This is a genomic window from Bhargavaea cecembensis (assembly GCF_000826125.2).
Taxonomy (GTDB): Bacteria; Bacillota; Bacilli; order Bacillales_A; family Planococcaceae; genus Bhargavaea; species Bhargavaea cecembensis_B.
Genome location: NZ_LN651373.1, coordinates 1,639,715 through 1,664,213, shown reverse-complemented (window position 1 = coordinate 1,664,213; position 24,499 = coordinate 1,639,715). Strand labels below are relative to the sequence as shown.

Below are 24,499 nucleotides of genomic sequence, written 5' to 3'. Positions count from 1 at the left end.
AAGAATATTTCCTTGACATCGGGGCAAACTTGCATGGAGGTGAAGCGCATGGCGATCAGTTTCGGCAGGACCGACCTGCTTGATGAAACGGAAGAAATGGTGAGGCACAGAACGGAAAAGGATAAAGACAAGTTAAAGGAATCGTCCGGCATTGATTTTGACGAGAAACGGGAAGGCCGGTTCATCGTCACCCAGATCCGGGTGAATGAACAGGGCGGCGAGAAAATCGGCAGGAAAGCCGGGACATACATCACGCTGACCGCCCCGGGCCTCACCGCGGATGATGCCGAGGGCTTTGCGGAACTGGAGTCCATTCTCTCCGAGAAACTCGAGGAGATGCACCGCCCGCTCGGACTCCCGGAGTCGCCGAAGGTGCTCATTGTCGGGCTCGGAAACCGTTCCGTCACGCCGGATGCGGTTGGCCCGTACGCGATCGACCGGCTCCAGGACACCGTGCCGATCGTCCCCGCCGATGAGCGGACGATCATCGCCTACGCGGCGGGCGTTACGGGACAGACCGGCTTTGAAACGAGCGAATTCGTGGCCGCGCTCGGAGACCGGATCCAGCCGGACCTGATCATCGTGATCGATGCCCTGGCGGCACGTGACAGCAACCGCCTGTGCCGGACGATCCAGCTGACGGACACCGGCATCCATCCGGGGTCGGGAGTGGGCAACTCGCGCAAGGAAATTTCGAGGGAAGTGCTCGGGATCCCCGTCACCGCGATCGGCATTCCGACTGTGGTCGACGGCCCCGTCATGGTGTCGGACGCGATCGAATCCGTGTTCAACTACATTGCCCAGAAGATCGAGCAAAGCAATGCCCCTTCCTCCGCGCTTGCCGTAACGCCGTGGCTCCACGACAAGTCCGAGCCCGCAGACAAAGAGGTCCTGAAGCCGATTTTTGGTGAATGGTCCCAGTGGTCGAAGGAAGATAAACAGCAGCTTTTCGAAGAAGTCCTGTCATCCGACGAGCAGGGAATGTTCGTCACCCCGAAAGAAACGGACGCCTGGATCCTGCAGTACGCCACGCTGGTCTCGGCCGGCCTGATCAACTGGCTGCAGCCCGGCCCGCCGGGTTCTGAATCCCCTTCTTCCGCCATATAGTGCGGGAGGAGGGGATTTTCATGAAGCAATCGTGGCAATTCCATACACTGTTCATCTTGTTCCTCTTCCTATTGCCGATCCTCATCATCCACTTCCCCGGACCCGAGCAGCCGGGCAGCCGGCAAGTCGCCGACACGGGCCGGCTTGTGTATGCGGCGAACCTGTTTGATTATGAGACGGATGCTGAAGCGGATCTGGACACGGAAAGCGTGGAACCGGTTTCGCTTCCGGCGGGAGAGGCAGGAGACCTGCTGATGTACTTTACGCATTCCGACGAGGCATTCGCGCCGATCGTCAAAGCGAAACACGGGACGGCCGCGGTCTTCCATGAAACGGAGAATGTCATGCACCTCGGCTCGGTGTTCTCCTCCCACTTCAAGCTCCACGGACTTAACCTCGATGTACTCAATTATGACAATGCCGGGGCAATGAAGGCTGCCGGGATCCCGCACAGCCGAGCCTATGAAGCCATCCGGCCGCAAGTGAAGAAAACAAAGGAAGCAAAAGAGTACAGCCTGATCCTGGATATTCACAGAGATTCCCTCGGGCGCAACAAAACAACGCTGGCCGGGAAAGACGGTTCCTACGCAAAAGTCTACTTCGTCATCGGCGTCGATCATCCGGGCTACCGGAAAAACATGGCACTGGCAGAAAAAGTATCGGCGAAGATGAACGAACACATTCCCGGCATCTCAAAGGGGCTGATCACGAAAGGCGGAAGGGGCGTCAACGGAGTCTACAACCAAGACCTCGACCCGTCGCTGCTGCTGATCGAAATGGGCGGCACCGAAAACACCGAAGACGAACTCAACCGGACCGCCGCCGTCATCGCCAAAGCCGCGGCCGAAGTACTGAGGGAAGGGAAATAAACCAAACCGGGCTGCCTCCATCGGGCGGCTTTTTTTCATCCGCGGAGATCTTGCGAGGCAAAATGCGTCCATGAAATCGCCCGATGCGTTCACGAAAATCTTGCGAGGCAAAATGCGTCCATGAAATAACCTGATGCGTCCACGAAAATTCCGCGAGGCAAAATGCGTCCATGAAATCGCCTGATGCGTCCACAGAAATCTTGCGAGGCGAAATGCGTCCATGAAATCACCTGATGCGTCCACAGAAATCTTGCGAGGCAAAATGCGTCCATGAAATGGCTCGATGCGTCCACGGAAATCTAGCGAGGCAAAATGCGTCCATGAAATCGCCTGATGCGTCCACAGAAATCTTGCGAGGCGAAATGCGTCCATGAAATCACTCGATGCGTCCACGAAAATCTTGCGAGGCAAAATGCGTCCATGAAATTGCTCGATGCGTCCACGGAAATCTTGCAAGGCAAAATGCGTCCATGAAATCGCCCGATGCGTCCACGAAAATCCCGCGAGGCGAAATGCGTCCATGAAATCGCCCGATGCGTCCACGAAAATCTCGCGAGGCGAAATGCGTCCATGAAATCGTTCGATGCGTCCAAGAAAATCTTGCGAGGCAAAATGCGTCCATGAAATCGCCCGATGCGTCCACGAAAATCTCACAAGGCAAAATGCATCCGCGAAAAGCTCCGTTGCATCCGTGAAAATCCCGCGGAACAAAAATACGTCCGCCAATCCGCACGTTGCATCCGCGAAAACCCCAAAAACTTAAGATGAAGCACCTCCCCAATGCGACGGAACCCCGAAAATAATGTACCTCCCACGTTCTCCGGACAGACCGACCCGCAGCACAGTACGGCTTATGCAGGCCGCAGATTGATGTCTACCCGCTCCGCTGTTATAATTCAAATAGTTTGTAGAGGAGTGGACTGCATGAACCCTGAAGAACGAATCGCCCGGCGGGAGCATATCCGGAATTTTTCGATTATCGCGCATATCGATCACGGAAAATCCACGCTTGCCGACCGGATCCTTGAAAAGACCGAAACCCTGACATCCCGTGAAATGAAAGCCCAGCTCCTCGACTCGATGGACCTGGAGAGGGAACGCGGCATCACCATCAAATTGAATGCCGTCCAGCTGACCTACACGGCCAAAGACGGAATCGAATATATCCTTCACCTGATCGACACCCCGGGGCATGTCGACTTCACCTATGAGGTTTCCCGGAGCCTTGCGGCATGTGAAGGCGCCATCCTCGTCGTCGATGCCGCGCAGGGAATCGAGGCCCAGACCCTGGCAAACGTCTACCTCGCGCTGGACAACGATCTGGAGATCCTTCCGGTCGTCAACAAGATCGACCTCCCGGCAGCCGACCCCGAACGGGTGAAGCAGGAGATCGAGGACGTCATCGGCCTCGATGCCTCGGAAGCGGTCCTTGCTTCCGCAAAAGCCGGCATCGGAATCGAAGAGATCCTCGAACAGATCGTGGAGAAAGTCCCGGCGCCGACCGGAGATCCGGAAGCCCCGCTGAAAGCGCTCATCTTTGACTCTTTGTATGACCAGTACAGGGGCGTCGTCACTTACGTCCGGATCATGGAAGGGACCGTCAAGCCGGGAGACAAAATCCGCATGATGGCGACCGGCAAGGAGTTTGAAGTCGTCGAAGCCGGCGTCTTTACGCCGCATGCCACGCCGAGAAAGGAACTGACCGTCGGAGACGTCGGCTTTCTGACCGCCGCGATCAAGAATGTCGCGGACACGCATGTCGGGGACACGATCACCGAAGCGAACCGGCCGGCTGCGGAACCGCTGCCCGGCTACCGCAAGATGAATCCGATGGTCTTCTGCGGGCTCTATCCGATCGACACGGCAAAATACAATGACCTCCGGGAAGCGCTCGAGAAACTGGAACTGAACGACTCGGCGCTGACGTACGAGGCGGAGACGTCCCAGGCGCTCGGTTTCGGCTTCCGCTGCGGTTTCCTCGGACTTCTGCATATGGAAATCATCCAGGAACGGATTGAACGGGAGTTCAACATCGACCTCATCACGACGGCGCCGAGCGTCATCTATGATGTCGTCATGACCGACGATTCGATCCTCAAAGTGGACAACCCGTCGATGATGCCGGATCCGCAGAAGATCGAGGAAGTGCAGGAGCCGTACGTGAAGGCATCCATCATGGTGCCGAACGACTATGTCGGCGCCGTCATGGAACTGAGCCAGCGGAAACGCGGCCATTTCGTCACGATGAACTATCTCGATGCTTCCCGGGTCAACATCATTTACGAAATCCCGCTTTCCGAAATCGTCTATGACTTCTTTGACCAGCTGAAATCCAGCACGAAAGGCTATGCGTCGTTCGACTATGAGCTGATCGGCTACCGGACGAGCAAGCTCGTCAAGATGGATATCCTGCTGAATGCGGAGAAAGTCGATGCCCTCAGCTTCATCGTCCACCAGGACTTTGCCTACGACAGGGGCAAGGCGATCGTGGAAAAGCTGAAGGAACTCATCCCCCGCCAGCAGTTTGAAGTGCCGGTCCAGGCCGCCATCGGCAATAAGATCGTGGCCCGGTCGACGATCAAGTCGATGGGCAAGAACGTCCTGGCGAAATGCTACGGAGGAGACATTTCACGTAAAAGGAAGCTCCTCGAAAAGCAGAAGGCCGGGAAAAAGCGCATGAAGCAGGTCGGGTCCGTTGAAGTGCCGCAGGAAGCCTTCATGGCGGTCCTGAGCATGGACGAGGACTAATCACGGATTAACGGGAAGGAGGCGGACAGATGCCTCCTTTTCCTATTGAAAGAAGGAGAAGCACTATGACGGATGGTCTTTATATCCATATCCCGTTCTGCCATCAGATCTGCCATTACTGCGATTTCAATAAAGTCTTTTTCGAAAACCAGCCGGTGGACGGCTATCTCGATGCGCTCGGGGAAGAGCTGCGGATGATGAAGGAGGAAGAGCTGTTCGGGGAAGGCCCGCTCACGATCTTCATCGGCGGAGGGACGCCCACTGCGCTGAGTGCCCGCCAGCTCGAGAAGCTGCTGGGCTCGATCGAGCAGTCGGTTCCAAAAGGACGGCTCATCGAGTTTTCCACGGAAGCCAATCCCGACGAACTCACGCCCGAAAAGTTGTCCGTGCTGGCGGAACACGGCATCGGCCGCCTGAGCATCGGCGTCCAGTCGTTTGACGAAGGACTGCTGAAAAAACTCGGGAGAACGCACAGCCCCGGGGAGGCCGAGCGCGTCGTGGAGGACGCGCGCAAAGCCGGATTTGAAAACTTGAGCATCGATCTCATGTACGGTCTTCCGGAACAGACGGCGGCGCAATGGGAAGACACGCTTGACCGGGCACTCGCACTCGGCCTGCCTCATTACTCCGCCTACTCGCTCATCGTCGAGCCGAAAACGGTGTTCTATAACCTGATGAACAAGAATCTGCTGCCTCTTCCGGGCGAGGATGCCGAGGCGGACATGTTCGCGATGCTCATGGAGCGGATGGCGGGAGCGGGTCTCCACCAGTACGAAATCAGCAACTTCGCAAAAGACGGATACGAGTCGGTGCACAACAAGCTGTACTGGCAGAACCGGACATATGCGGGGGCGGGAGCGGGCGCGCACGGCTACGTGAACGGCGTCCGCTATTCCAACCACGGTCCGCTGAAGAAATACATGAACGCCGTGGCGGAAGGCCGGCGTCCGGTATTCGAAGCGCATGAAGTCACGCCCGCCGAAGAAATGGAAGAGGAGATGTTCCTCGGCCTCCGGATGACGGAAGGAGTCTCCGGCGAGGAATTCCTCCGGCGCTTCGGCCGGGACGTCCATGAACTGTACGGAGACCAGATCCGGGACCTGTCCGGAAAGGGCCTCCTGACCGAAGAGAACGGGCGGATCCGGCTGACGAAAAAAGGGATTTTCCTGGGGAATGAAGTGTTTGCAAGTTTCATCGGCTGAACATGCAGTTTATTTGACGCGTGCATCCGGTTTTGATAAATTGGATATATAGATTAGCACTCATCATACAAGAGTGCTAACAGAGGTGATGATCATGATGACAGAGCGTCAGTTGCACATTTTGCAAGCGATCGTCGACGGGTTCATCCAGTCGGCACAGCCTGTCGGATCGCGCCAATTATCCAAGTTGGAAACCGTGCCGTTCAGCGCGGCCACCATCCGCAATGACATGGCCGACCTGGAGGAGCTGGGCTTCCTTGAGAAGACCCACACCTCGTCCGGCCGCGTCCCGTCGGAAAAGGGATACCGGTTTTACGTGGATCATCTGCTTGAAAAGGAACGGCTCGAGCAGGAGGATCTTGACCGGATCCGGTCCATCTTCAATGACCGGCTTCTCGAGACGGAACTGCTGATCAGAAAGACGGCCGACATCCTGTCCGAGCTGACGACCTATACGTCCGTCCTGCTCGGGCCGGACGTCAAGCAGCACCGGGTGAAACGGTTCCAGATCATTCCGCTGTCCGCGGATTCGGCGGTGGCGATCATCGTCACGGATGCGGGCCATGTGGAACACCGGACGTTCCATGTTCCGGAAGAGGTCCATCCGGCCGACATCGAGCGGATGGTCAACCTGCTGAACGACCGGCTTGTCGGCATCCCGCTCCACGAGCTCGATGCCCGGCTCGGCCGCGAACTGCACGAGCTCCTCGAGCGTCATGTCGGCCGGTACGGGGATATGTTCTCCTCGTTCCGGGAGGCTGTCAGCTCGGCGAATGATGAGCGTGTCGTTTTCGGCGGCATGCTGAACATGCTGGCTCAGCCTGAATTCAACGATCCGGAAAAGGCCCGGCAGGTCATGCACTACATGGAGGACTCCCCGTTTGCGGGACTGCTCCTCGATATCGGCAAGGAAGGGATCCACATCCGGATCGGATCCGAGAACGGCCATCTGGCAATGGAAGACTGCAGTGTCATCACTGCTTCTTATACAGCGGGGGAAGGCAGGAAAGGAGCCATCGCCATCATCGGTCCGACACGGATGGATTATGGCCGGGTCGTTTCCGTGCTGGACTACATGAGCCGGGGGCTCTCCCGTGAATTAGGCCGGCTCCCTTGAAACACCGAGCCGGGATGAAGGAGGAGTATTCGTGTCCGAAGAAAAGAAGAAAGACCTGAATGAAGAAAGCAATCCGGAAGAGACTGCCGAAACGGATCAAGCGACCGCAGCTTCCGAAAAGGCCGGTGCGCCGGTCGACGAACCAGCGAAGGACGTCCCGTCCGGCACCGAAGGCGGCGAAGAGCCGGTTGAAGACCGGACCGGCGAGCTGGAAGAAGCCCTGCAAAAGAGCGAGGACAAGTACTTGCGCCTGCTCTCCGATTTCGAGAACTTCAAACGGCGGAGCGCCGCTGAGCAGCAGGCCGCGGAGAAATACCGCTCCCAGCGCCTCATGACGGAGCTGCTTCCGGTACTCGACAATTTCGGAAGGGCATTCGACACCGAAGTCTCCTCCGAAGAGGCGATCGCCCTGAAAAAAGGCATGGAAATGATCTATCAGTCATTCCGCACGGCCATGGAGAAGGAAGGCCTCGTCGAAATCGAATCGGAAGGAAAGGAATTCGATCCGAATGTCCATCACGGCGTCATGCACGGCGAAGACGAAAGCCTGCCGTCCGGCACCGTTTTGGAAGAGCTCCAGAAAGGGTATATGCTGAAAGATCGGATTCTCAGACCGGCAATGGTCAAAGTGAACCAGTGAACAAGTGATCCGCTGCATGGCAAAAGCGGAATTGATGTTGATTCTAGGAGGAATGGATAATGAGCAAAATCATCGGTATTGACCTTGGTACGACAAACTCTTGCGTGGCCGTCCTTGAAGGCGGAGAGCCGAAAGTCATCCCCAACCCGGAAGGCAACCGGACGACCCCTTCGGTCGTTTCGTTCAAGAACGGCGAGCGGCAGGTCGGCGAAGTGGCCAAGCGCCAGTCGATCACCAATCCGAACACGATCATGTCCGTCAAGCGCCTGATGGGCACGGACAAAAAAGTGTCCGCGGAAGGCCGGGAGTACACGCCGCAGGAAGTTTCTGCGATGATCCTTCAGTACATGAAAGGATTCGCCGAAGACTACCTCGGAGAGAAAGTGACGAAAGCGGTCATCACGGTGCCGGCTTACTTCAACGACGCGGAGCGCCAGGCGACGAAAGACGCGGGCCGCATCGCAGGCCTTGAAGTCGAGCGGATCATCAACGAGCCGACGGCGGCTGCGCTCGCATACGGGCTTGAAAAAACCGACCAAGACCAGACGATCCTCGTTTATGACCTCGGCGGCGGCACATTCGACGTGTCGATCCTCGAGCTCGGCGACGGCGTGTTCGAAGTCCGCGCAACCGCAGGGGACAACCGTCTCGGCGGAGACGACTTCGACAGCGCGGTCATCGATTATCTCGTCCAGGAATTCAAGAAAGAAAACGGCATCGACCTGTCGAAAGACAAAATGGCGATGCAGCGCCTGAAAGACGCGGCGGAAAAAGCGAAAAAAGACCTCTCCGGCGTCACGTCGACCCAGATCTCCCTTCCGTTCATCACGGCCGGGGAAGCGGGCCCGCTCCACATGGAACTGACGCTTACCCGCGCCAAGTTCGATGAGCTGACTGCAAACCTCGTTGAACGCACGATGGTGCCGACACGACAGGCGCTCAAAGATGCCGGCCTGTCGCCGCAGGAACTCGATCAGGTCATCCTCGTCGGCGGTTCCACGCGGATTCCGGCCGTACAGGAAGCCATCAAGAAAGAAACGGGCAAGGAACCCCACCGCGGCGTCAACCCGGACGAAGTGGTCGCGATGGGTGCGGCCATCCAGGGCGGCGTCCTCTCCGGAGACGTCCAGGATGTCGTGCTCCTCGACGTCACTCCGCTTTCCCTCGGGATTGAAACGATGGGCGGCGTCATGACAAAGCTCATCGACCGCAACTCCACCATCCCGACTTCCAAGTCGCAGGTGTTCTCGACTGCCGCCGACAACCAGCCGGCCGTGGACATCCACGTCCTGCAGGGTGAGCGCCCGATGGCTGCCGACAACAAGACGCTCGGCCGCTTCCAGCTGACGGATATCCCGCCTGCACCGCGCGGCATCCCGCAGATCGAAGTCACTTTCGACATCGACAAAAACGGCATCGTCAACGTCAAGGCGAAAGACCTCGGCACAGGCAAAGAGCAGAACATCACCATCCAGTCCGACAACTCCCTCAACGAGGAAGAAATCGAGCGGATGGTGAAGGAAGCCGAAGCAAACTCGGAAGCCGACCAGAAGCGCAAAGAAGAAGCGGAACTCCGCAACGAAGCCGACCAGGCTGTCTTCATGACCGAGAAGACCCTGAAAGATCTCGGCGACAACGTTTCCGAAGAAGAAAAGAAAAACGCGGAAGAAGCAAACGAAGAACTGAAAGCGGCCATCGAGAAAGGCGACATCGACGAGATCCGGACGAAAAAAGACCGGCTCATGGAAATCGTCCAGCAGCTGTCCGTCAAGATGTATGAGCAGGCAGCCCAGCAGGCCCAGCAGCAAGAGGGCGGCGGAGCCTCCGATGACGGCGTCGTCGATGCGGAATTCGAAGAAGTCGACGACGACAACAAATAACCTGTTGAAGGCAAGCCAAAGTCGGTTCCGGCTTTGGCTTTTCTTCTGTCTTTTTGATAGTGTGTTTTCCGCATGGTACAATGATTTGCATGCGAGTCAGTCAGGAGGGTGAAACATGAGCAAGCGGGATTACTATGAAGTGCTTGGCTTGACCAAATCCGCTTCCAAGGAAGAAATCAAGAAAGCGTACCGGACGCTCTCAAAAAAATATCACCCGGACCTCAACAAAGAGGTGGGTGCAGACGAGAAATTCAAGGAAATTTCCGAAGCGTATGAAGTGCTGAGCGATGAACAAAAACGGGCACAGTATGACCAGTTCGGCCATACTGACCCGAATGCCGGGTTCGGCGGAGGCGGCGGCTTCGGCGGATTCAGCGGGGGAGCCGGTTTCGACTTCGACGATATCCTTAATACATTCTTCGGCGGAGGCGGCGGCGCCCGCAGACGGGATCCGAACGCCCCGAGGAAAGGGGCCGACCTCAGCTATATGATGACGCTTGACTTCATGGAGGCGGTGTTCGGCAAAGAGACCGAAATCGAGATCGACCGTGAAGAAACATGCGAAACATGCCACGGGGACGGGGCGAAACCTGGAACAAGCGTGAAGACCTGTACGGAATGCGGCGGCACCGGCCAGATCAGCGTCACCCAGAACACGCCGTTCGGCCAGATGGTCAACCGCCGGGCGTGCCCGACGTGCCAGGGGACCGGCAAGATCATTCCGGAGAAATGCCCGGAATGCCACGGCCGCGGAAAAGTGACCAAGCGGAAGAAAATCCAAGTGACGGTGCCGGCCGGCGTCGACAACGGACAGCAGCTCCGAGTTGCCGGCCAGGGAGAGCCGGGAGTGAACGGCGGCCCTGCAGGCGACCTGTTTGTTGAATTCCGCGTGCGTCCGCACGAACGATTTGAACGCGACGGGGACGACATTTTCCTGAACCTGCCGATCAATTTCCCGCAGGCATCCCTCGGAGACGAGGTCGAAGTCCCGACCGTGCACGGCAAAGTGAAGCTCAAGATCCCGGCAGGCACCCAGACCGGCACGAAATTCCGCCTGAAAGGGAAAGGCGTGCCGAATGTCCACGGTTATGGGAACGGGGACCAGCATGTCATCGTCAATATCAGGACGCCGAAAAAGCTGACGGAAAAGCAGAAACAGCTGCTTCGTGATTTCGCGGAAATCAGCGGCCACGAAGCGCCGGATGAATATCAAAGCTCGCTGTTTGACCGGCTGAAACGGAAAGTGAAAGGCGACTAAGGGGCTGATTGAGATGAAATGGTCGGAAATTGCAGTGCACACTACGAACGAGGCGGTGGAAGCCGTATCGAACATCCTTCACGAGGCAGGCGCCAGCGGAGTGGTCATCGAAGATTCCAGAGAGCCTGACGTCGAGCGTGAAGACCGGTTCGGCGAACTGTACGACCTGAACCGGGACGACTATCCCGCTGAAGGCGTCATCGTCAAGGCTTATCTTCCGGCCACGAGCTTCCTCATGGAAACGGTCGGCGAGCTGGAAAAGGAAATTACAAATCTCGCGGACTACGGCCTGGATACGGGAAAGAACACCGTCACGCTCACCGAAGTCGATGAAGAGGACTGGGCAACCTCCTGGAAAGCCTACTACCATCCGGTGAAGGTTTCTCCGAGATTCACGATCGTCCCGACTTGGGAAGACTATGAGCGTCTCGGCACGGACGAGCTGATCATCGAGCTGGACCCGGGAATGGCTTTCGGGACGGGAACCCATCCGACGACCGTCCTCTGTCTTCAGGCACTGGAAAAGACGGTGGAGGAAGGCGATGAAGTCGTCGACATCGGCACCGGATCCGGGGTCCTGTCGATCGGGGCGGCCTTGCTGGGCGCCGGCAGGGTGGCGGCACTCGACCTGGACGAAGTCGCCGTTACGGCGGCCAGGGACAACATCTCGCTGAACGGCCTGTCGGACAAGATCGACGTCCGGCACGGCAACCTTCTTGATTCATACGAAGGGCCCGCACGGGTTGCGGTCGCGAATATCCTCGCGGAAGTGATCATCACATTCACGGATGACGCATACCGGGCACTCGAGCCGGGCGGCATCTTTATTACGTCGGGCATCATTTCCCAGAAGAAAGACCTGGTCAAGGAAGCTCTCCTCGATTCCGGCTTTGAGATCATGGAAGTGATGATGATGGAAGACTGGACGGCGATCATTGCAAAGAAGCCGGAGGGCGGCCGGAATGCAGCGCTACTTTCTTGACCGGCCGTTCGGTGCGGACGGAACTGCCGTCATCACCGGAGAAGACGCCCGCCATATCGAAAAAGTAATGCGGATGCAGCCGGGTTCCCGGGTCATCGCGGTATCCGGCGATGAGTCATTTGAATGCGAGATTCTCTCGGTCGATCCGGAAGAAGTCGCCCTCCGGAAGGACGGAGAGCCGCTCCCGTCGAATGAACTGCCGGTCTCGGTGACGATCGCGGCGGGACTGCCAAAGGGCGACAAGCTCGATCTGATCGTCCAGAAAGGGACGGAGCTCGGCATGCACTCGCTCATTCCCTTTTCCGCAGAACGGTCCATCGTCCGGTGGGACAGCAAAAAAAGCGGGAAGAAAATCGAACGCCTGCAGAAAATCGCAAAAGAAGCGGCGGAACAGTCGCACCGGTCGATGATCCCGGAAGTGACGGAAGTCATGGGGATCAATGAGCTGATCTCTGCCTCGGCGGACTTCGATCTGCTCATCATGGCGGACGAGGAATCGGCCAAGGACCGGAGCGGCAGTCCGATTGCCGGGTTGTTTGAAAGAGTGTATCATGGACAAAAGGTGCTGGCCGTTTTTGGTCCGGAAGGCGGGATCAGCAGGGAGGAAGCGGAAAAGCTCCGGCAGGCCGGGTTCGTCCCGGCCTCTCTCGGCCCCCGCATTCTCCGTGCCGAAACGGCGCCGCTTTATGCACTGGCGGCCATATCCAGCGAAATTGAAGGGAAGAGGTGAGCCCCATGTCGACAGTCGCTTTCCATACATTGGGCTGCAAAGTGAACCACTATGAGACGGAGGCGATCTGGCAGCTGTTCAAGGATGCCGGCTACGAAAGGACGGATTTCGAACGCCGTGCGGACGTCTACGTCATCAATACGTGCACCGTCACGAACACGAGTGACCGGAAAAGCCGGCAGGTGATCCGGCGTGCCATCCGGAACAATCCGGACGGCGTCGTCTGCGTCACGGGCTGCTACGCCCAGACATCCTCCGCCGAGATCATGGAAATCCCGGGCGTCGACATCGTCGTCGGCACGCAGGACCGGACGAACCTCCTCGGTTACATCGATCAGTACCGGAACGAACGGCAGCCGATCAACGCGGTCGGCAACATCATGAAAAACAGGGTCTATGAGGAACTGGACGTCCCGTCCTTCACGGACCGCACACGGGCCTCCCTGAAAATCCAGGAAGGCTGCAACAACTTCTGCACGTTCTGCATCATTCCGTGGGCACGCGGCCTCATGCGCTCCCGCGACCCGCAGGAAGTCGTGCACCAGGCACAGCAGCTCGTGGACGCCGGATACAAGGAGATCGTCCTGACCGGCATCCATACCGGCGGATACGGCGAAGACCTGAAAGACTATAACCTCGCCCAGCTTCTCCGCGACATCGAAACGAATGTAAAAGGCCTGAAACGCCTCCGCATCTCGTCCATCGAGGCGAGCCAGCTGACGGACGAAGTGATCGGCGTCCTGAAAGATTCCGAAATCGTCGTGCGCCATCTTCACATTCCGATCCAGTCGGGTTCTGATACGGTCCTCAGACGGATGCGCCGGAAATACACGATGGCCTTCTTCGCCGAGCGGCTGGAGCGGCTCCGCGAAGCGCTGCCCGATTTCGCGCTCACTTCGGACGTCATCGTCGGCTTCCCCGGAGAGACCGAAGAGGAGTTCATGGAGACCTACACGTTCATCCGGGACCACCGGTTTGCGGAACTCCATGTATTCCCTTATTCGATGCGGATCGGAACGCCTGCGGCAAGAATGGACGATCAGATCGACGAGCAGGTGAAAAACGAGCGCGTCCACCGGCTGCTCGACCTGAACGATCAGCTGGCGAAGGAATACGCCTCCGCCTATGAGGGCCGGGTGCTTGAAATGATTCCGGAGGAGCCGTACAAGGAAGATCCGGAAAGCGGCCTGTATGAAGGCTATACCGACAATTACCTGAAAGTCGTCGTGCCGGCAGACGAATCGATGGTCGGCAAGATCGTCCGCGTGAAAATCACGAAAGCCGGCTATCCGTACAACGAAGGTGCCTTCGTGCGCGTCATCGAAGACGAGCCGGCACCGGCCATCTGACAAAGGAAGACGGCAGGGGATAACGTCTCGAAGCAAGCGGGCCTCCCCTGCCGCTTTTTTTGGCTTGAAAAGTTGAATTGAAGCAGGAGGAGATTACCGATGGAACGGAATATCGCATCATTCATTGACCACACGCTTCTGAAACCGGAAGCGACGAAAGAACAGATTATCGATTTGTGCACGGAGGCAAAGGAATATGCGTTCGCCTCCGTCTGTGTGAATCCGGGCTGGGTCGCGACGGCTGCGGGAGAACTGGCCGGCACAGACGTGAAAGTATGCACGGTGATCGGCTTCCCGCTCGGCGCCAACACGAAAGAGACAAAAGTGTTCGAAACGGAGGACGCCATCTTCAAAGGTGCCGATGAGATCGACATGGTGCTGAATATCGGGGCGCTCAAAAGCGGGGACGAAGAAACCGCGGAAGCGGATATCCGTGCCGTGACCGAGGCCGCCTTCGGGAAGGCGCTCGTCAAGGTGATCATCGAAACGAGCCTCCTCACCGACGACGAGAAGATCACCGCATGCCGTCTGGCGAAAAAAGCGGGTGCCGATTTCGTCAAGACATCCACCGGTTTCTCCACCGGCGGCGCAACGGTCGAGGATGTGGCGCTCATGCGGCTGACCGTCGGGGATGAACTGGGCGTCAAGGCTTCCGGCGGAGTCCGGAGCCTCGAAGACGTCGAGAAGATGATTGAAGCCGGCGCGACACGGATCGGCGCCAGCTCCGGCGTGGCCATCATGAACGGGATCTCTTCTTCTTCGGATTATTAATTTGCGAGATAATGATTGACTACGATCGCCGTTTGGGCTATAATTTTTGAGTACATGAGGTAATCATGTATGAAGTGAGCTCGGAGGGAGGGGAAAAGACATGACAAAAACTGTCGTTCGTAAAAACGAATCGCTCGAAGATGCTCTTCGCCGCTTCAAACGTACCGTATCCAAATCCGGTACGATTCAAGAGGTCCGCAAACGTGAGTATTATGATAAGCCAAGCGTAAAACGGAAGAAGAAATCCGAAGCTGCCCGCAAACGCAAATATTGATCCCCTCGGTCACCTCTGCGTCCGGACCGGCAAACTTCCAACCTAATGAATGTATATGATGAAACCGGGAAATCCAACGATTTTCCGGTTTCTTTTCGTACTCATGAAACTTTGGGCCGTTGTGTTCCGTAGAATAGACTATAATGGATGAAAGAATGGGGGTGAAGTCTTGAAAGGGATCCGGATCACCCGGATGGTCTTCCTGCTGGCCGCGGCATTTCTGTTGTTTATGCCGATGGCCGGTGCGAAGGGAGAGAAGGTCTACCATGTCCCTCTTGAAAACGAGGTCGAACGCGGCCTCTATGCGTTCCTGGACCGGTCATTCACCGAAGCCGAGAAGGCAGGAGCCGAGACCGTCATCCTGGAGATCAATACGCCCGGCGGCTTTGTGGACGCAGCGGGGCGGATTGCCAGGCTGATGGACTCGACCGATCTCCGGGTCATTGCGTACATTAACCGGGATGCGCTGTCGGCGGGTGCATTCCTCGCACTTCATGCGGAAGAGATCTACATGGATCCTGCCGGCCGGATCGGCGCGGCCCAGGTGATCGACCAGGCCGGCAACGCGGCGGACAGCAAGGCAAACAGCGCCTGGCTGACATCGATGAAGAGTGCGGCCGAGTCTTCGGGCCGCAATCCGGCCATCGCGTTGGCGATGGCGGATGCCTCCCAGGATCTGCCGCAATACCGTGCCGGCAAGGGCGAACTGCTCACGCTGTCCGCAAAGGAAGCGCTTGAAGTCAAGTACAGCGAAGGAACCGTCTCCTCGTTTGATGAGCTGCTGAAGAAAACAGGGCTTGAAGGAGCCGAAGTCATCAAGATGAACGAAACGTTCAGCGAAAAGCTGGCCCGGTTCATCACCAATCCCATCGTTGTTCCGATCCTGCTTTCCGTTGCGGGGCTCGGACTGATCGTTGAACTGTACTCGCCGGGATTCGGCGTGCCGGGCACGATGGGGGTTTCGGCCCTCCTGCTGTTCTTCTACGGTCACCTTGTCGCAGGCCTCGCGGGTTATGAGGCGATCCTCCTGTTCCTGCTCGGGGCGGGGCTGCTCATTGCAGAGTTGTTCGTCTCCGGGGGCATACTCGGCGTCGCGGGTGCCGCGGCCGTGGTCGGCGGAATCATCATGGCGGGCGGAGACCCGCTCGTGATGGGCGTATCGGTCGCAATCGCACTCGTCATCATGATTTTGGGAATGGTGATTCTCATGAAATTCTTCGGAAAGAGGCTCCATCTTCTGAGCAAGCTCGTGCTGATGGATTCGACCGATACCGAAAGCGGTTACGTCTCCAACGAGAACCGGCTTGAACTGATCGGCAAAACGGGCAGGGCCCTCACAGCCCTCCGTCCGTCGGGAGCCGTGCAGATCGGAAACGAAATGATCGACGTCGTCTCTGAAGGACGGTTTATCGAAAAAGGAAAAGAAGTGAAAGTGATCAAGGTGGAAGGTTCCCGCGTGGTCGTCAGGGAATCGGGCATCTGATAGGAGGAAAAGGAATGTTAGGTTTTGGAACAGTCGGGCTGATCATCGTTGTATTCCTCGTGATCATCGCCCTATCCATATTCTTTACGTTTGTGCCGGTGACCTTGTGGATCTCCGCAATGGCGGCAGGCGTGAAGGTCAGCATCTTCACGCTCGTCGGGATGAGGCTCCGCCGGGTTATCCCGAACCGGATCGTCAACCCGCTCATCAAGGCGCATAAAGCCGGGCTCGATGTGGCGATCAACCAGTTGGAGAGCCACTATCTTGCAGGGGGTAACGTGGACCGGGTCGTCAATGCGCTCATTGCCGCCCACCGCGCGAACATCGCCCTGACATTCGAACGGGCCGCTGCGATCGACCTGGCCGGCCGTGACGTGCTCGAAGCCGTCCAGATGTCGGTCAACCCGAAAGTCATCGAAACGCCGTTCATCGCCGGTGTGGCCATGAATGGGATTGAAGTGAAGGCGAAGGCACGGATTACGGTGCGCGCCAACATCGACCGACTCGTCGGGGGCGCCGGCGAAGAAACGATCGTCGCCCGTGTCGGCGAGGGGGTCGTCTCCACGATCGGTTCTGCCCACCATCACAATGTCGTGCTGGAAAATCCGGATATGATTTCCCAGACCGTCCTGGCCAAGGGGCTTGACTCCGGAACGGCGTTCGAGATCCTCTCGATCGATATTGCAGACGTGGACATCGGCAAGAACATCGGTGCCGAACTCCAGACGGAACAGGCTGAAGCCGACAAGAAGATCGCACAGGCGAAGGCCGAAGAGCGCCGCGCCATGGCGGTCGCGGGGGAACAGGAAATGCGCGCGAAAGTCGGAGAAATGCGTGCGAAAGTCGTCGAGGCGGAAGCCGAAGTGCCGCTCGCAATGGCGGAAGCGCTCCGTTCCGGAAACATCGGTGTCATGGATTACGTGAACTACCACAACGTCCAGGCCGACACGGCCATGCGCGAAGCGCTCGGCAAGGTGAGCGACCCGTCCGGCGGCATCGACAAAGAGAAGTGATTGAGCCGGACAGAAGGAGGATGAGGCCATGGAACCGATCATCCTGCTGATCATTTCTCTCATCGTGGGTTCGCTCATGAAAGGAAACGAAAAGAAAAAGACGCAGGGCGGCCAGCCGCCCGGGCCGAAACCCGGGATGCCCGTAAAGCCGGAGCCCATGAAACCGGCTCCGCGCCAGACAACGGCCGGCAACCTGAAAGATCTGACGCGCCAGCTTTACGAGGATCTTCAGAAAGAGATCAAGCAAGAGGTGCAGGAAGTCGGCCGGGATCCCCGTGAAACTCAGCGGTCCGAAAGAGCGCGGGAGAGCAAGCCTGCGGAATCTGCCCGGACATCGACCCCGAGGGGAGGGCGGAAGCCCGTCGGAGAGACGGCACCCGCGCAAACAGCGAGACCGTCCCGCAGAGGCCGTCCGGCTGCGGCAGAAAACCCGATCACCCAAGGAGAAATCTCCCGTGGGGAGATCGGCTCATCCCGGCTGCTTCCGGAGACCCGGGAAGACATCGTGCGCGGTATCATCTTCTCGGAAATTCTCGGTCCTCCAAAAGCGAAGCGCAAATAATCATGTCCCCCTATGGGCTTTCATAAAATGAAGGCCAAGGGGGTTTTTCCATGCGCAGATTTTTCAAGATGGTGCCATTCCTTGAAATCGAGGATCATCGCACACTTCGCCTGAACGGCAGTTTTTCCGTTGAGAAGATCGGGGGGCGTGCTGTAAATATCCGGATTGCACCTTATGCTCTTTCGCTGGAGGGGGAAGAACTGGTCGTGGATGAGATCGGGGAAGAAGCCGCTCTCATCACATTCGGCCGGCTCGACCGGATGACTCTGATCAGGACCCGGGATCATGCGGACTGAGCGCTTGAAGCATCCGGGAAGGGTCTGGGTCGAAATACGGGGCAGCGGCAGTGATGCTTTCCTTTCCAAGGCTGCTGCAAAGGGGCTGTCGATCCGGAATGTCAGGAGAGAAGGGGAGGTGCTCTGCTTCTCTGCCCGAAGAGCGGACATGCCCGTCCTCCGGCAGATCAGGCGGTCCTGCGGGGTCAGGCTGCGTCTCCGCGCCGAACCCGGGCAGGCCGACTTGCTCATGTCCCCCCGCAAACTGGCAGGCCTTCTGCTTTTTCTGGGCATGCCGGTTCTTTTGTCGATGTTCATCTGGACCGTGGATGTGGCGGGTGGCACACCGGAGCGCGAAGAGCGGATCGGGGCATGGCTTTTAAAACAAGGAGTGACGGTTCCGCTCCGGATTTCATCGGTACCGGACGAGGGCCGGGTCCGCAACGCGTTGATGGCGTCGGATCCCGGCCTGGCCTGGGTGAGGGTCGAGCGAAAGGGCGGCAGGCTGACAGTCCACGCGGTGGAAGCGCCTGAAATCGCCGATGACGCGGCGTCGAAAGAAAAACCCGCCCATCTTGCGGCTTCCCGGAGGGCGGTCGTCACACGGTTCGAACTGACGAGCGGCATCCGGAACGTCCTTCCGAATACAACGGTGGAGAAAGGGGATATCCTCGCTTCGGGCATCGTGACCCAGGGGGAGAAATCAGTGGTGACCGGCGCGAAGGGCAAGGTGTTCGGCGATTATATCCTGGAGATGAATTTCAAGATGCCGGCCACCGTCGGTTATTCGATTCTCTCGGGACGTGCCTACAAGATCACGGCTCCCGGCAAACGCGGGGGCGCAAAAGGGGAAGAGTGGCGGGAACTCCGCCTCCCGCAGCCGCTGTCGGACTTCATGTCTGTCCGCGAACTGTCTTCGTCCAGGAAGTTCTCCAGGCAGCTGAGCGAACAGGACGATGAAGAGCTGATCCTCGGGATCCTCCGTGAAAAACTGCGCCTCTCGCTCACGCCGGGGGCAGCGGTAAAAGATGAAAAAATTTTGCGTGTCCATTATGATAATGATAAAGTAGAGGGGACCGTATTATTTCTCATAAATGAAAATATTGCCGTAAGAAAACAGATATCCCAAGGAGACTGATCGTTTGGAAGACAACCTGATTCAACTGCATGTGGAAGACCCGAATGAAGCCGTTATGCTGCTCGGAATATCTGATCAGAACATGAAGCTCGTCGAGGACGAACTCGGTGTGCGGGTGCTCACGAGAGGCGGCATCATCAGCGTCAAAGGTGAGAAGGAAGCTGCCGAAGCGGCGAGGGAATTGCTCGGGCAGCTGCTGAAAGTGATCCGCAAAGGGATCAACATCGGGCTGAGGGACGTATCGACCGCACTTGAGATGACCAAGAGCGGGACAATCGAATATTTTGCTGAACTGTACGATGAAGAAATTGCCCGCAACACGAAAGGCAAGGCCATCCGGGCGAAAACGATCGGCCAGCGGGAATATATCCAGGCCATCCGCAGCCACGACATGGTCTTCGGCATCGGCCCGGCCGGCACGGGCAAGACCTACCTGGCAGTCGTCATGGCCGTCCAGGCGATGAAAAACGGCCAGGTGAAGAGAATCATCCTGACCCGTCCGGCGGTGGAAGCCGGGGAAAACCTCGGATTCCTGCCGGGGGACCTTAAGGAAAAAGTGGATCCTTATCTCCGGCCGCTCTACGATGCCCTCCACGACGTGCTCGGAACGGAGCAGACCGAACGGCTCATTGAGCGGGGCACGATCGAGATCGCCCCGCTGGCCTACATGCGCGGCCGCACGCTTGATGATGCATTCGTCATCCTGGATGAAGCACAGAACACGACAAAGGCACAGATGAAGATGTTCCTGACCCGGCTCGGGTTCGGTTCGAAGATGGTCGTGACGGGGGACAAGACCCAGATCGACCTTCCCCGAGGAACGGATTCCGGCCTGATGGTCGCCGAGAAGATCCTGGAAGGCGTGCAAGGGATCCACTTCCAGGAATTCGAGCAGGGAGATGTCGTCCGTCACCCGCTTGTGGCGAGGATCATCGANTGGAAGACAACCTGATTCAACTGCATGTGGAAGACCCGAATGAAGCCGTTATGCTGCTCGGAATATCTGATCAGAACATGAAGCTCGTCGAGGACGAACTCGGTGTGCGGGTGCTCACGAGAGGCGGCATCATCAGCGTCAAAGGTGAGAAGGAAGCTGCCGAAGCGGCGAGGGAATTGCTCGGGCAGCTGCTGAAAGTGATCCGCAAAGGGATCAACATCGGGCTGAGGGACGTATCGACCGCACTTGAGATGACCAAGAGCGGGACAATCGAATATTTTGCTGAACTGTACGATGAAGAAATTGCCCGCAACACGAAAGGCAAGGCCATCCGGGCGAAAACGATCGGCCAGCGGGAATATATCCAGGCCATCCGCAGCCACGACATGGTCTTCGGCATCGGCCCGGCCGGCACGGGCAAGACCTACCTGGCAGTCGTCATGGCCGTCCAGGCGATGAAAAACGGCCAGGTGAAGAGAATCATCCTGACCCGTCCGGCGGTGGAAGCCGGGGAAAACCTCGGATTCCTGCCGGGGGACCTTAAGGAAAAAGTGGATCCTTATCTCCGGCCGCTCTACGATGCCCTCCACGACGTGCTCGGAACGGAGCAGACCGAACGGCTCATTGAGCGGGGCACGATCGAGATCGCCCCGCTGGCCTACATGCGCGGCCGCACGCTTGATGATGCATTCGTCATCCTGGATGAAGCACAGAACACGACAAAGGCACAGATGAAGATGTTCCTGACCCGGCTCGGGTTCGGTTCGAAGATGGTCGTGACGGGGGACAAGACCCAGATCGACCTTCCCCGAGGAACGGATTCCGGCCTGATGGTCGCCGAGAAGATCCTGGAAGGCGTGCAAGGGATCCACTTCCAGGAATTCGAGCAGGGAGATGTCGTCCGTCACCCGCTTGTGGCGAGGATCATCGAAGCTTATGAGAAGTCGCAGCCGAGGAACGACTGACAAGTCCTGTTTTTTCAGCAGACATCGGGGGCGTGCTCCCGCGGATCAGCCGTCCGGGCTGCCGCGCCCGGACTGACCGGGTGCGGCAACTTGTCCCGCCGGCGACCTGCGGGAATCGCACGCTCCCCGGTGTCTGCTTTTTCTGCTTGCCGGGACGTCCCGGCAAGACGGCTCCGGTGAGACAGAGAAAGCCGCAGCCGTAAAAAGGGGGGGATTGCATTGCTTCGGAACCTGATTCGACTGCTGAACCGATTTTCATTCGCCTGGCTTTCTGCGGCACTTCTGACGATCGCGGCAATCCTCGCGTTTGTCTTGATGCTCGGAAGCGTAAAAGACGAAACCTACGATATCCGCCTGTTCCAGCTCGCCAATGAAACCATCCGGGCCACAAAGACAGTCGAGGACCCGGTGAAGACGGAGGAAGAGCGCGAACGGGCGGCCTCGGAAATCAGCCCCGTCTATGATTTCGATGAAGAAGCGGCAAAAAACCGGGCGGCGGTTGTCCATTCCGTCTTCGACTATGCCATCGAGGCAAAGGAAGAACCGAAAAAGGGAGACAAGGAAGCATCGTCCAACTCGCCGGCTAAGCAGCTGGTCATTTTGAAGGACGAGCTTTCCCGGATCGAAGACTCCGACGGCTCGTTCAAGCTGAGCGATGACAATCTCGCCAGCCTGATCAAGGCAGAGAAGAAAGAACTTGAAAGCGCCCGCGATACGGTTGCCAATCTCGTGGAAACGATGATGGAACAGCCTGTACGCGAAGGAGACCTGACTGACAGGAAAAATGAAATCGGCCAGCTCATCAACGATTCACGGGTTCCCGACCCGCTCAAGGGAACGGCGGCAGCGATCGGCAAGGCGAGCATCGTGGCCAATGAAAAGATCGACGATCAAAAAACCGGCGACCGGATCGAGCAGGCAAAGGCTTCCGTCGAGCCGACAAAAATCCTGCAGGGCCAGGTGATTGTCCAGGAAGGGCAGATCATCGACCGGGAAGTGTACCGTCAACTGGAGCTGGCCGGACTCCTCAATGAAAAGACCTCATCCCGGCCGGCGGCGGGCCTTGCCCTTTTCACAGCACTGATCTTCTGGGTCCTCTACCGTCACTTCAAACGGACCGACAGGGATGAACGCGTGAAAAAGAAATGGCTCGCCATCGTTCTTGTGGTCTACTTCCTGGCGCTGGCCTCCATGAAGATACTCGGAGGACTGGAAAAAGACTTTGACGTGACGATCGCCTACGTATTTCCGACGGCGCTCGTTCCACTGCTCCTCCGGCTGCTGACGGACGGGAAACTCGCCCTCATCATGACGGTGCTCACCGCCGCGACCGGGGGACTCGTCCTCCAGGAAGGCTATTCGTCCGTCATCAACATGGAGTTTGCGCTTTACATGCTATTCGGCGGACTGGCCGGCTTTTATCTGATCCAGGAGAACGGGAGGCGGTCGAGCATCCTCGCCACCAGCCTCGGGGTATCGGTCGTCAATGCCGTGTTCATCCTGTTCCACCTGCTTATGCTCCGCACCCAGTTTGACCTTCAGGAGCTGGCGGTCTATATGATCGCCGCCCTTGCATCCGGCCTGTTGTCCGGTGCACTGACGATCGGCACACTCCCGTTCTTCGAATCGCTGTTCGGCATCCTGTCGGATATGCGGCTCGTGGAACTGTCCAATCCGAATCATCCGCTGCTGAAGAAAATCCTGACCGAAACGCCGGGCACCTACCACCACAGCGTCATGGTGGCGAATCTTTCGGACGCGGCATGCGAGGCGATCGGCGCACACGGCCTGCTGGCGCGTGTCGGCAGTTATTATCACGATATCGGCAAGACGGTCCGGCCGGCGTTCTTCATCGAAAACCAGATGAACGGCATCAATCCGCATGACAGCCTGCCGCCGGAGAAGAGCCGGGATATCATCATCGCCCATGCAACGGAAGGCGCATCGATTCTGAAAGAGCATAAAATGCCCGCCGAGCTGGTGGACATCGCGGGACAGCACCACGGAACGAGCCTGCTGAAGTTCTTCCTCGTCAAGGCGAGGGAGGCGGACCCGTCCGTCGAGGAGGATACATACAGGTATCCCGGCCCCAAGCCGCAGACGAAAGAAATCGCCGTCATTTCGATCGCGGACAGCTGCGAGGCGGCAGTCCGGTCAATGAAAAACCCGACGCCCGAAAAAATCGAAAATCTCGTCAGGGCCATCATCCGGGATAAGATGAACGACGGGCAGTTCGATGAGTGCGATCTGAGCTTCAAAGAGCTCAAGACGGTCGGCGATGTGATCTGCACGACCCTGAACGGCATATTCCATAACCGGATCGAATATCCGGAGTAACCAGAGGTGAACAAGATGACACTCAGCATCGATATGATTGACGAAACGGGAAACATCCGTCCGTCAGACGAGGAACTGATCCGGAATCTACTGAGCCATGCGGCCAAGATGCAGGGGATCGGAGAAGAAGCGGAACTATCCATCACCTTCATGGGAGATGAGGCGATCCGGGAAATCAACCGGGAATACCGGGAAAAGGACCGGCCGACCGACGTCATTTCCTTCGCCATGGAGGAGACGGCAGAGGGCGAAGAACCCATGCCGGTGCCGGCCGGGATGCCGCGCATGCTCGGCGACATCCTGATCTCCACTGAAACGGCCGAGCGCCAGGCGGAAGAGTACGGCCACAGCCGGGAGCGGGAACTCGGTTTCCTCGCACTCCACGGCTTCCTGCACCTGCTCGGCTACGACCATATGACGGAAGCCGATGAGCGCGAAATGTTCGGCAGACAGGACGAGATCCTGGAATCGTTCGGCCTTGGGCGGGGAACGGATGGACGTCCGTAAGTTTTTCCGGTCATTCCGTTTTGCCGGAAGAGGGATCCGGCATGCGCTGGGAACTGAACAGAATTTCCGTCTTCACCTGGCCGCGGCGGCGGCTGCCACAGCGGCCGGCGTCCTGACCGGCCTTTCAGCGATCGAATGGATCATCCTCATTCTCCTGTTTGCCGGCATGTTCTCCCTGGAACTTGTGAACACCGCAATTGAACGGATCGTCGACAAGGCCTCCCCCGAACTGCACCCGCTTGCCGGCCAGGCAAAGGACACGGCGGCCGGTGCCGTGCTCGTCTTCGCGGCGGCCAGTGCCTTGATCGGCGCCCTGATTTTCCTGCCGAAATGGTGGAACTTATTTTATTGAAGG

At 57.8% G+C, this 24,499-nt stretch carries 23 protein-coding genes; all 23 read left to right on the top strand.

The features are described from left to right. Positions 1-48 precede the first annotated feature (48 nt). A complete protein-coding gene (gene gpr, locus BN1189_RS13700) occupies positions 49-1,107 on the top strand; it encodes a GPR endopeptidase (RefSeq protein ID WP_040228870.1) in 1,059 nt (352 codons plus the stop codon). A gap of 20 nt (positions 1,108-1,127) precedes the next feature. Continuing rightward, positions 1,128-1,976, top strand: coding sequence for a stage II sporulation protein P (spoIIP, locus tag BN1189_RS13695; RefSeq protein ID WP_040228869.1), 849 nt, complete (start codon positions 1,128-1,130; stop codon positions 1,974-1,976). Positions 1,977-2,900: 924 nt separating this feature from the next. After that, a complete protein-coding gene (lepA, locus tag BN1189_RS13690; protein WP_040228868.1) occupies positions 2,901-4,724 on the top strand; it encodes a translation elongation factor 4 in 1,824 nt (607 codons plus the stop codon). A 65-nt stretch (positions 4,725-4,789) separates the two neighbouring features. Further along, positions 4,790-5,926, top strand: a complete 1,137-nt coding sequence (hemW, locus tag BN1189_RS13685; RefSeq protein ID WP_040228867.1) for a radical SAM family heme chaperone HemW — start codon at positions 4,790-4,792, stop codon at positions 5,924-5,926. A gap of 94 nt (positions 5,927-6,020) precedes the next feature. After that, entirely contained in the window at positions 6,021-7,043 is a 1,023-nt protein-coding gene (hrcA, locus tag BN1189_RS13680) for a heat-inducible transcriptional repressor HrcA (RefSeq protein WP_040228865.1), read from the top strand. A gap of 31 nt (positions 7,044-7,074) precedes the next feature. Further along, the gene (grpE, locus tag BN1189_RS13675) at positions 7,075-7,683 is read left to right on the top strand and encodes a nucleotide exchange factor GrpE (protein ID WP_040228863.1); all 609 of its coding nucleotides are present in this window, start codon (positions 7,075-7,077) and stop codon (positions 7,681-7,683) included. A 59-nt stretch (positions 7,684-7,742) separates the two neighbouring features. Further along, a complete protein-coding gene (gene dnaK / locus BN1189_RS13670; RefSeq protein ID WP_040228862.1) occupies positions 7,743-9,563 on the top strand; it encodes a molecular chaperone DnaK in 1,821 nt (606 codons plus the stop codon). Between the two features lie 115 nt (positions 9,564-9,678). Next, positions 9,679-10,821, top strand: coding sequence for a molecular chaperone DnaJ (dnaJ, locus tag BN1189_RS13665; RefSeq protein ID WP_040228861.1), 1,143 nt, complete (start codon positions 9,679-9,681; stop codon positions 10,819-10,821). 13 nt (positions 10,822-10,834) lie between these two features. Beyond that, a complete protein-coding gene (gene prmA / locus BN1189_RS13660) occupies positions 10,835-11,803 on the top strand; it encodes a 50S ribosomal protein L11 methyltransferase (RefSeq protein ID WP_040228859.1) in 969 nt (322 codons plus the stop codon). Next, on the top strand, positions 11,784-12,533 hold the full coding sequence (locus BN1189_RS13655) for a 16S rRNA (uracil(1498)-N(3))-methyltransferase (protein WP_040228857.1): 750 nt from the start codon (positions 11,784-11,786) through the stop codon (positions 12,531-12,533). Before prmA ends, BN1189_RS13655 begins: the two co-directional genes overlap by 20 nt. Before the next feature lie 5 nt (positions 12,534-12,538). After that, complete coding sequence (gene mtaB / locus BN1189_RS13650; protein ID WP_040228856.1) at positions 12,539-13,882, top strand: tRNA (N(6)-L-threonylcarbamoyladenosine(37)-C(2))-methylthiotransferase MtaB; 1,344 nt, start codon at positions 12,539-12,541, stop codon at positions 13,880-13,882. Between the two features lie 99 nt (positions 13,883-13,981). Next, entirely contained in the window at positions 13,982-14,653 is a 672-nt protein-coding gene (gene deoC, locus BN1189_RS13645; protein ID WP_040228854.1) for a deoxyribose-phosphate aldolase, read from the top strand. Positions 14,654-14,753: 100 nt separating this feature from the next. Further along, positions 14,754-14,927 (top strand): 30S ribosomal protein S21, encoded by a 174-nt coding sequence (gene rpsU, locus BN1189_RS13640; protein WP_040228853.1) that lies wholly within the window; start codon positions 14,754-14,756, stop codon positions 14,925-14,927. A gap of 169 nt (positions 14,928-15,096) precedes the next feature. Beyond that, on the top strand, positions 15,097-16,410 hold the full coding sequence (locus BN1189_RS13635; protein WP_040228851.1) for an NfeD family protein: 1,314 nt from the start codon (positions 15,097-15,099) through the stop codon (positions 16,408-16,410). Between the two features lie 14 nt (positions 16,411-16,424). Then, positions 16,425-17,423, top strand: a complete 999-nt coding sequence (floA, locus tag BN1189_RS13630; RefSeq protein ID WP_040228849.1) for a flotillin-like protein FloA — start codon at positions 16,425-16,427, stop codon at positions 17,421-17,423. 28 nt (positions 17,424-17,451) lie between these two features. After that, positions 17,452-17,985, top strand: a complete 534-nt coding sequence (locus BN1189_RS13625) for a hypothetical protein (RefSeq protein WP_040228848.1) — start codon at positions 17,452-17,454, stop codon at positions 17,983-17,985. A gap of 50 nt (positions 17,986-18,035) precedes the next feature. After that, positions 18,036-18,281, top strand: a complete 246-nt coding sequence (locus tag BN1189_RS13620) for a hypothetical protein (protein WP_040228847.1) — start codon at positions 18,036-18,038, stop codon at positions 18,279-18,281. Further along, complete coding sequence (locus BN1189_RS13615) at positions 18,271-19,398, top strand: sporulation protein YqfD (RefSeq protein ID WP_082194275.1); 1,128 nt, start codon at positions 18,271-18,273, stop codon at positions 19,396-19,398. The genes BN1189_RS13620 and BN1189_RS13615 overlap by 11 nt, the downstream gene beginning before the upstream one ends. A gap of 55 nt (positions 19,399-19,453) precedes the next feature. Further along, complete coding sequence (locus BN1189_RS13610; protein WP_052455876.1) at positions 19,454-20,350, top strand: PhoH family protein; 897 nt, start codon at positions 19,454-19,456, stop codon at positions 20,348-20,350. Between the two features lie 35 nt (positions 20,351-20,385). After that, entirely contained in the window at positions 20,386-21,300 is a 915-nt protein-coding gene (locus BN1189_RS13605; protein WP_052455871.1) for a PhoH family protein, read from the top strand. Positions 21,301-21,519: 219 nt separating this feature from the next. Continuing rightward, complete coding sequence (locus tag BN1189_RS13600) at positions 21,520-23,637, top strand: HD family phosphohydrolase (protein ID WP_040228842.1); 2,118 nt, start codon at positions 21,520-21,522, stop codon at positions 23,635-23,637. A gap of 15 nt (positions 23,638-23,652) precedes the next feature. Continuing rightward, positions 23,653-24,144 (top strand): rRNA maturation RNase YbeY, encoded by a 492-nt coding sequence (gene ybeY / locus BN1189_RS13595; RefSeq protein ID WP_040228840.1) that lies wholly within the window; start codon positions 23,653-23,655, stop codon positions 24,142-24,144. After that, entirely contained in the window at positions 24,131-24,496 is a 366-nt protein-coding gene (locus BN1189_RS13590) for a diacylglycerol kinase family protein (RefSeq protein WP_040228838.1), read from the top strand. The genes ybeY and BN1189_RS13590 overlap by 14 nt, the downstream gene beginning before the upstream one ends. Positions 24,497-24,499 lie beyond the last annotated feature (3 nt).

Bases quoted from the DNA above. Each gene is read 5' to 3' on its own strand.
- BN1189_RS13590 (WP_040228838.1), top strand. From the start codon at position 24,131: ATGGACGTCCGTAAGTTTTTCCGGTCATTCCGTTTTGCCGGAAGAGGG.
- prmA (WP_040228859.1), top strand. From the start codon at position 10,835: ATGAAATGGTCGGAAATTGCAGTGCACACTACGAACGAGGCGGTGGAA.
- mtaB (WP_040228856.1), top strand. From the start codon at position 12,539: ATGTCGACAGTCGCTTTCCATACATTGGGCTGCAAAGTGAACCACTAT.
- ybeY (WP_040228840.1), top strand. From the start codon at position 23,653: ATGACACTCAGCATCGATATGATTGACGAAACGGGAAACATCCGTCCG.
- dnaK (WP_040228862.1), top strand. From the start codon at position 7,743: ATGAGCAAAATCATCGGTATTGACCTTGGTACGACAAACTCTTGCGTG.
- deoC (WP_040228854.1), top strand. From the start codon at position 13,982: ATGGAACGGAATATCGCATCATTCATTGACCACACGCTTCTGAAACCG.
- rpsU (WP_040228853.1), top strand. From the start codon at position 14,754: ATGACAAAAACTGTCGTTCGTAAAAACGAATCGCTCGAAGATGCTCTT.
- BN1189_RS13655 (WP_040228857.1), top strand. From the start codon at position 11,784: ATGCAGCGCTACTTTCTTGACCGGCCGTTCGGTGCGGACGGAACTGCC.
- floA (WP_040228849.1), top strand. From the start codon at position 16,425: ATGTTAGGTTTTGGAACAGTCGGGCTGATCATCGTTGTATTCCTCGTG.
- dnaJ (WP_040228861.1), top strand. From the start codon at position 9,679: ATGAGCAAGCGGGATTACTATGAAGTGCTTGGCTTGACCAAATCCGCT.
- gpr (WP_040228870.1), top strand. From the start codon at position 49: ATGGCGATCAGTTTCGGCAGGACCGACCTGCTTGATGAAACGGAAGAA.
- lepA (WP_040228868.1), top strand. From the start codon at position 2,901: ATGAACCCTGAAGAACGAATCGCCCGGCGGGAGCATATCCGGAATTTT.
- BN1189_RS13625 (WP_040228848.1), top strand. From the start codon at position 17,452: ATGGAACCGATCATCCTGCTGATCATTTCTCTCATCGTGGGTTCGCTC.
- hemW (WP_040228867.1), top strand. From the start codon at position 4,790: ATGACGGATGGTCTTTATATCCATATCCCGTTCTGCCATCAGATCTGC.
- BN1189_RS13605 (WP_052455871.1), top strand. From the start codon at position 20,386: ATGCTGCTCGGAATATCTGATCAGAACATGAAGCTCGTCGAGGACGAA.
- BN1189_RS13620 (WP_040228847.1), top strand. From the start codon at position 18,036: ATGCGCAGATTTTTCAAGATGGTGCCATTCCTTGAAATCGAGGATCAT.
- hrcA (WP_040228865.1), top strand. From the start codon at position 6,021: ATGATGACAGAGCGTCAGTTGCACATTTTGCAAGCGATCGTCGACGGG.
- BN1189_RS13615 (WP_082194275.1), top strand. From the start codon at position 18,271: ATGCGGACTGAGCGCTTGAAGCATCCGGGAAGGGTCTGGGTCGAAATA.
- spoIIP (WP_040228869.1), top strand. From the start codon at position 1,128: ATGAAGCAATCGTGGCAATTCCATACACTGTTCATCTTGTTCCTCTTC.